This window comes from Geodermatophilus sp. SYSU D00742 (assembly GCF_054049935.1).
In genome coordinates this window covers 55,461-62,840 of the sequence record NZ_JBJGYJ010000027.1, presented here as the reverse complement: position 1 = coordinate 62,840, position 7,380 = coordinate 55,461, and the positions used below count along the sequence as shown (strand labels likewise).

Here is a 7,380-nt window from a genome sequence, read left to right as displayed (position 1 = left end):
GACCGCGGCCGCCGGCCCCGCCCCCCCCCCCCCCGCCGGCCGGACCAGGGTCAACTGGACGAGCAGGAGGACCAGCGCGACGACCGGCAGCGCGCCCGCGGTCCGCGGACCGAACCGGCGCGACGCTGCTGTCGCCATGGGTCCATGGTGCGCCCGCCCCGACCGGGAACTTCACGCTTCAACAACGCGGCGCGTGTCGACAGCGGACCGCTGCCGCGGGCTCGCGCTGCGTCCAGCCCGTGTCGCCCGATCGGGTCAGCGCTGCTCGTAGGTGGCGACCAGCGTCGCGCGGGCCAGCGTGTGACCGAACAGGTTGAACCCCAGCAGGGCGGGGGTGGTGTCCGGCGTGACGTCCAGCCTCTCGATGTCGACGGCGTGCACGGTGATCAGGTACCGGTGCGGACCGTGGCCGGCCGGGGGAGCGGCGCCCACGTACCCGGGGAACCCGGCGTCGTTGCGCAGCTGCACCGCGCCGTCGGGCAGGCCGGAGCCCGCCTGGTCGCCCGCGCCGCTGGGCAGCTCGGTCACCGAGGCGGGGATGTTGGCCACCGCCCAGTGCCAGAAGCCGCTCTGGGTCGGGGCATCGGGGTCGTACACCGTGACGGCGAAGCTGCGGGTGCCCTCGGGGAAGCCGGACCAGGACAGCTGCGGTGAGCGGTCCTCGCCGCCGGCGCCCATGACCCCGCTGACGTGGGGGGTGTCCAGCGGCTGCCCGTCGGCGCAGTCGGTGCTGGTGACCTCGAAGCCCGGTACCTGCGGCAGGAAGTCGAAGGGGCTGGGCGGCGTCGGACGCTCGGCCATGGTGGTCCTCTCTCCTCGGCTCGGACGGGTGCGGACGGCGTCCCCGGCCGGGGAGCGCGGGCCGCGGGGGAGCGGGTCCCCGCTCCCGACCCTAGGCACCGGCGATCGCGGCCGCGCGTCGGTGAACAGCACGTTTCCCGGCGCGGCGGGCGGCGGCCCGCGCCGGTAGCGTCGCACCGTGCTCGGACTCCCCGGCTCCATCCGCGCCTGCCTGTTCGACCTCGACGGCGTCCTGACCCGGACCGCGACGGTCCACATGGCGGCCTGGAAGCGCACCTTCGACGAGTTCCTCCACCGCCGGGACCCGGCCGCCCCGGAGTTCACCCAGGACGACTACAACCGCTTCGTCGACGGCAAACCCCGGCTCGACGGCGTCCGTGACTTCCTCGCCAGCCGCGGCATCACCCTCCCCGAGGGGGAGCCCGGCGACCCCGCCGACGCCGAGACCGTGCACGGCGTCGGCCTGCGCAAGAACCAACTGGTGCTCGCCGAGCTCGCCGAGCACGGCGTCGAGGTGTACCCCGGCTCGGTGCGCTACCTGCGGGCGGTGAAGGACGCCGGGCTGGCCACCGCGGTGGTGACCGCCTCGGCCAACGGGGGGCAGGTGGTGGCCGCCGGCGGCTTCGCCGAGCTCGTCGACACCCGGGTGGACGGCCTGGTCGCCCGCGAGCGACGGCTGCGCGGCAAGCCGGCCCCCGACACCTTCCTCGCGGGCGCGCAGGCGCTGGGCGTCGACCCCGCCGAGGCAGCGGTCTTCGAGGACGCCCTCGCCGGGGTGGCCGCCGGCCGGGCGGGGGAGTTCGGGTTCGTCGTGGGGGTGGACCGGGTCGGGCAGGGCGACGCACTCGCGGCCGCGGGCGCCGACGTCGTCGTCACCGACCTGGAGCAGCTGCTGGAGGTGCGGGGATGACAGAGGGACGCCCCACGTTCCCGGTCGAGCCGTGGTCGCTGACCGAGATCGGCCTGGACCACGCCTCGCTCGCCGTCCACGAGTCGGTGTTCGCGCTGGCCAACGGGCACATCGGGATGCGCGGCTCGTTCGAGGAGGGGGAGCCGGTCGTCATCCCCGGCACGTACCTCAACGGCTTCTTCGAGGAGCGGCCGCTGCCCTACGCCGAGGCCGGGTACGGCTTCCCGGAGCAGGGCCAGACCGTCGTGAACGTCACCGACGGCAAGCTGATCCGGCTGCTGGTCGGCGACACCCCGCTGGACCTCGCCTACGGCGAGATCATCTCCCACCGCCGTTCCCTCGACCTGCGCCGGGGCGTGCTGCGGCGCACCACGGAGTGGCGCTCGCCCAACGGCCGCACCGTGACGGTCACCAGCACCCGGCTGGTCTCGCTGCGCCGGCGGTCGATCGCCGCCATCGAGTACGCGGTGGAGTGCACCGACGGCCAGGGCGACCTCTACGTCGCGCTGCAGTCGGACCTGCTGGCCAACGAGCCGGTCGACAGCGGCTCGGAGGGCGACGACCCCCGTGCCGCCGCCGCCCTGGCCCGGCCGCTGGTGAACGAGCTGGCCGTGGGGCGTGGCCAGCGGGCGGTGCTCGTGCACCGCACCCGGCGCAGCCGGCTGCGCATGGCCGCCGGCATGGACCACGTCATCGACGTGCCCGACACCCACACCGAGGACATGGAGGCGGGGGAGGACCTCGCCCGGTTCACCCTCGCCGCCCGGGTGCCGCAGGGCTCGGCGGTGCGGATGGTGAAGTACCTGGCCTACGGGTGGTCCTCCCGGCGGTCGGCGGCCGCGCTGCGCGACCAGGTCGAGGGGGCGCTGGCCACGGCGAAGCTGGCCGGCTTCGAGCGGCTGCTGCGCGAGCAGCGCGAGGTGCTCGACGCCCACTGGCGGCACGCCGACGTCGAGATCGAGGGTGACGAGGAGCTGCAGCAGGCGGTGCGGGTGGGCGTGTTCCACCTGCTCCAGGCCGGCCTGCGGGGCGAGCGCCAGCCGATCCCGGCGAAGGGACTGACCGGGCCCGGGTACGACGGCCACACGTTCTGGGACACCGAGACCTACGTGCTGCCCGCCCTGACCTACATCGCGCCCCAGGCCGCCCGCGACGCCCTGCGCTGGCGGCACTCCACGCTGGAGCTGGCCCGGGAGCGCGCCCGGGTGCTGGGATTGCGCGGCGCGGCCTTCCCGTGGCGGACCATCCGCGGGGAGGAGACCTCCGGGTACTGGCCCGCGGGGACGGCCGCCTTCCACATCAACGCCGACATCGCCGACGCCGTCGTCCGCTACCACAACGCGACCCTCGACGAGGAGTTCGACCGCGACCACGGCGCGGAGCTGCTCATCGAGACCGCACGGCTGTGGGCGTCCCTCGGCCACCTGGACGACGAGCACGGCTTCCGCATCGACGGCGTCACCGGCCCCGACGAGTACACCGCGGTCGTGGACAACAACGTCTACACCAACCTCATGGCACAGCGGAACCTGCGCGAGGCGGCCGCGGCCGTCGAGCGCCAGCCCGACGTCGCCGGCCGGCTGGACGTCACCGAGGACGAGGTCAGCCACTGGCTGCGGGCGGCCTCGCTGATGGCGGTGCCCTACGACACCCGGCGGGGTGTGCACATGCAATCCGACGGCTTCACCCACCACGAGGAGTGGGACTTCGAGGACACGCCGCCGGACCGCTACCCCCTGCTGCTGCACTACCCGTACTACGACATCTACCGCAAGCAGGTGGTCAAGCAGGCCGACCTGGTGATGGCCCTGCACCTGCGCGGGGACGCCTTCACGCACGAGGAGAAGGTCGCCGACTTCGCCTACTACGAGGCGCGCACGGTGCGCGACTCCTCCCTGTCGGCCACGCAGCAGGCCGTGGTCGCCGCCGAGACCGGGCACCTGGAGCTGGCCTACGACTACTGGGGGGAGGCGACGCTGACCGACCTGCAGAACCTGCACGGCAACTCCGGGCACGGCCTGCACATCGCCTCCCTGGCCGGGGGCTGGACGGTGGCGGTGGCCGGGTTCGGCGGCATGCGGGACCACGACGGGCGGTTGCAGTTCGCCCCGCGGCTGCCCGAGCGGATCACCCGGCTGCGGTTCCGGCTCAACTACCAGGGCCGCTGCCTGCTGGTGACGGTGACCCCCACCGAGGCGACCTACCGGCTCTCCGAGGGCGATCCGCTCGACGTCCACCACCACGGCCGGCGGATCACCGTCGGCGAGCACGAGGTGGTGGCCGAGATCCCGCCGGCGCCGGAGGTCGAGCCGGTGTGCCAGCCGGTCGGGGCGGCCCCCCGGCGGCGCGGGCGGAAGTAGCAGGCCCCTCCTGCCCCCCACCACGCGCACGCTCGCGGTGGGACCCTGCAGGCGGGCCGGGAGGCGTCAGACGAGCAGCCACCAGGTGCCCAGCAGCAGGGCGCCGACGTCGACGAGCAGGAACAGGCCGACCCACAGCACCGCGGGCAGGCGGGTGAGCCGGGCGAGCTGGTCGGCGTCGGAGTCCGGCGCCGACCGCCGCCGGCGGGCCCGCTGCAGCTCCACCACCGTCTTCGGGGCGGCCAGCAGCAGGAACCAGGTGCCCGCGGCGGCGAAGGCGGCCTGCCCGTCCGGAGGCAGCCACCGGGTCACCGCGGCCACCACCGCGGCGGTGGCCAGCACCGACCACAGGCCGAACCAGTTGCGGATCTGCACCAGCAGCAGGGCGAGCAGGAGCAGCAGCGCCCACAGCAGCCCGACGGCGTGCCCCGAGGCCAGCAGCGCGGCAGCGCCCAGACCGAACAGGCCCGGGCCCAGGTAGCCCGCCGCGCAGGTCAGGACCATCCCCGGGCCGGTCGGCCGGCCCGCGGAGACGGTCAGCCCCGAGGTGTCCGAGTGCAGCCGGATGCCGGCCAGCCGCCGTCCGGTCACCAGCGCGGCCACCCCGTGCGCGCCCTCGTGGGCGATGGTCACCACGTTCCGGGCCGGCCGCCACAGCGCGGGGGTGCCGACGACGAGTGCGGACGCGGCCAGGGCGGCCAGCAGCACCGGCGTCGGGAGGTCGGGGACCGGGGTGGTGACGCGGACCCAGAACCCCTCGACGACGTCCACGGCCGGCAGTCAACCGCAGCGCCCTGGGAACCGGCCGACGGACGCACCGCCACTCGACCGTTATCCCCAACAAGCTATGACGATCACAACGGAAGGACCAACCCCACGACCACCACGGGGGGAACCCCGACGCGGGGTTCCGGGACGGCGCGGCGGGGCGTGACGGGCGGGGCCGGGCGGCCGCACAAACCGGTCGCCCGCCCGGCCGCCCGGCTGACACCATCGCACCGTGGACCTGCTGGGGTCGCTGCCGGCGTTCGTGCTGGCCGTGGTGCTGATCTCGGCCTCACCGGGGCCGGCGATGGCGCTCGTCCTCCGCCGGGCGGCCCTGCGCGGCCTGGGGGGCGCGGTGCCCACCGTGCTCGGTCTCGAGCTCGGCCTCTACGCCTGGGCGCTGTTCGCCGGCGCCGGCTTCGCCGCCCTCGTCGCGGCGTCGGAGGTCGCCTATCTGGTGCTGCGGGTCGTCGGGGCGGCGGTGCTGCTCCTGCTCGGCGTCAGGGCCTGGCGGACGGCGTGGCGGGACCGCCGGGCGCCCGACGTCCCGGCGCCGCCTCCCGCTCCGCTGGGACGGCGGCGGTGGTGGACGGCGTTCGGCGAGGGCCTGCTGGTGCAGCTGGCCAACCCCAAGGCGGCCGTGTTCATGATCGCCTTCTATCCGCAGTTCGTGCCGGCCGACGGCCCGGTGTTCGCCACGACCGCGCTGCTCGGGCTGCTGCAGATCGCCCTGGAGACCGGGCTCTACCTCGGCCTGGCCGCGGGCGTGGCCCGCGCGGGGGCGTGGTTCCGGCGGCCACGGGTCCGGCGGCGGCTGGAGGCGGTCAGCGGCACCGTGTTCATCGCCCTGGGGGTCCGCGTCGCCGCATCCACTCGCTGAGCCCGTCGGGCAGCGAGCGGGGCTGCCACGGGGAGCGGCGGACCAGACGGGCTGCCGTGGCGCTCACCCGGTCGGATGGCGATGTCCTGACCGGGTCAGATGCAACCACGCCTTGCACGGGCGGCCCCGGAGCCCCTCGGTTAGCGTGTCGTGGCCGACACGCGGGAGGTGCCGTGACCGAGCAGGCGAACGAGGCCGCCGGCCCTGACGTGGACGTGGTCCCCCGGGTCGCCGGCCCGGGGGACCACGTCCTGGCGTCCGACGACGGGCCGGGTGGGAAGCCCGTCGCGCTGCCCCTCGAGGCGGAGTGGCGCAACCCGGAGCCCTGGTGGTTGCGCGGCGGTGTCCGCCCCTACCTCGTCCTCGGCGACGTGTTCGCCTTCGTCGTCGCCACCCTCATCACCCGGCCGACGTCCCCCGTCCACATCGCGGTGCTGGGCGTGAACCTGGTGGTGTTCTACGTGGCCGGGCTCTACCGGTCGCGTCTCAACCTCTCCCTCCTGGACGACCTCCCGTACCTGCTCGCGGCGTCGCTCGTGGGCTTCGCGATCAAGCTGGCGCTCATCCCGGTCTTCCCGAGGGTCGACCCGCCGTCCCGGCAGGTGGTCCACGCGCTCGTCCTGCTGGCCGCCGTGCTCGTCGTGCGGCGCGTCGCCTACACCGTCGTGCGACGGGCCCGACGCCGGCAGAAGGTCCGACACCGGACGCTCATCGTCGGGCTGGGGCAGGTGGGCGTCCGGCTCGCCAGCACCCTGCAGGACCGGCGCGAGTACGGCCTCGACCCGGTCGGCTTCGTCGACTCCGCGCCGCCACCACACGAACCGGCCATGCTCCCCGCGCCTGTGCTGGGGGGCTACGAGCAGCTCGGACGCGTCATCCGCGAGCACGCCATCCGCGACGTCATCGTGGCCTTCGGGTCGGCCGGCGAGGACGAGCTCGTCGACATCCTGCGGACCTGTGACCGGCTCGACGTCGAGGTCTTCCTGGTGCCCCGGTTGTTCGAGTTGCACAACGTCAACCGCTACGTCGACGAGGTGTGGGGCATCCCGCTGGTCCGGGTCCGCAGAGCGGCCTTCCGGAGCCCGTGGTGGAAGGCCAAGCGACTGGCCGACATCGTCGTCGCCGGGAGCGCCCTCATCGTCCTGTCGCCGGTGATGGCCCTCTGCGCGCTGGCGGTCCGGTACGAGGGCGGACCCGGCATCATCTTCCGGCAGCAGCGGGTCGGCGTCGACGGACGGCCGTTCGACGTGCTCAAGTTCCGGTCGCTGAAGCCGGTCGACGACACCGAGTCGCAGACGAACTGGAACATCAAGCACGACGACCGCCTCGGCCCGGTCGGGCGGTTCATCCGGACGACGTCGCTCGACGAGCTGCCGCAGCTGTGGAACATCCTGCGGGGCGACATGAGCCTCGTGGGGCCCCGGCCCGAACGGCCGCACTTCGCCGAGCAGTTCGCCACGCACATCCCCCGGTACACCGCCCGCCACCGCGTGCCGGCCGGCCTCACCGGCTGGGCGCAGGCGCACGGACTGCGGGGGGACACGTCCATCGAGGAGCGCGCCCGCTTCGACAACTACTACATCGAGAACTGGTCCCCCTGGCTGGACATGAAGATCGTGGCGAAGACGGTGGGCCAGGTCCTGCGACGGCAGGGAGGTTGACCG

The 7,380-nt window shown here is 74.4% G+C and carries 6 protein-coding genes; 4 read left to right on the top strand and 2 right to left on the bottom strand.

Annotated elements, in window-relative coordinates:
• Window positions 1-255 precede the first annotated feature (255 nt).
• Complete coding sequence (locus ACI78V_RS17255) at window positions 256-801, bottom strand: YbhB/YbcL family Raf kinase inhibitor-like protein (protein ID WP_456852916.1); 546 nt, start codon at window positions 799-801, stop codon at window positions 256-258.
• Window positions 802-979: 178 nt separating this feature from the next.
• Here ACI78V_RS17255 and ACI78V_RS17250 point away from each other — a divergent pair, with 178 nt between their 5' ends.
• Together ACI78V_RS17250 and ACI78V_RS17245 are read left to right on the top strand one after the other, a co-directional pair.
• Window positions 980-1,711 carry a beta-phosphoglucomutase family hydrolase gene (locus tag ACI78V_RS17250; RefSeq protein WP_456852914.1) on the top strand — a complete coding sequence of 244 codons (732 nt, stop codon included), beginning with the start codon at window positions 980-982 and terminating at the stop codon, window positions 1,709-1,711.
• Window positions 1,708-4,071 (top strand): glycoside hydrolase family 65 protein, encoded by a 2,364-nt coding sequence (locus ACI78V_RS17245; protein WP_456852912.1) that lies wholly within the window; start codon window positions 1,708-1,710, stop codon window positions 4,069-4,071. Before ACI78V_RS17250 ends, ACI78V_RS17245 begins: the two co-directional genes overlap by 4 nt.
• A gap of 66 nt (window positions 4,072-4,137) precedes the next feature.
• Here the strand turns inward: ACI78V_RS17245 and ACI78V_RS17240 are convergent, their stop codons facing one another.
• Window positions 4,138-4,842, bottom strand: coding sequence for a M50 family metallopeptidase (locus ACI78V_RS17240; RefSeq protein WP_456852910.1), 705 nt, complete (start codon window positions 4,840-4,842; stop codon window positions 4,138-4,140).
• 229 nt (window positions 4,843-5,071) lie between these two features.
• On the opposite strand from ACI78V_RS17240, the gene ACI78V_RS17235 reads away from it, so the two are divergent.
• Both ACI78V_RS17235 and ACI78V_RS17230 read left to right on the top strand, forming a co-directional pair.
• The gene (locus ACI78V_RS17235) at window positions 5,072-5,716 is read left to right on the top strand and encodes a LysE family translocator (protein ID WP_456852908.1); all 645 of its coding nucleotides are present in this window, start codon (window positions 5,072-5,074) and stop codon (window positions 5,714-5,716) included.
• 173 nt (window positions 5,717-5,889) lie between these two features.
• The gene (locus tag ACI78V_RS17230; protein WP_456852906.1) at window positions 5,890-7,377 is read left to right on the top strand and encodes a sugar transferase; all 1,488 of its coding nucleotides are present in this window, start codon (window positions 5,890-5,892) and stop codon (window positions 7,375-7,377) included.
• The last annotated feature ends 3 nt before the right edge of the window (window positions 7,378-7,380 follow it).

Excerpts from the sequence above, each read along its gene's own strand:
- ACI78V_RS17255 (WP_456852916.1), bottom strand. The coding sequence starts at position 801 with ATGGCCGAGCGTCCGACGCCGCCCAGCCCCTTCGACTTCCTGCCGCAG.
- ACI78V_RS17245 (WP_456852912.1), top strand. The coding sequence starts at position 1,708 with ATGACAGAGGGACGCCCCACGTTCCCGGTCGAGCCGTGGTCGCTGACC.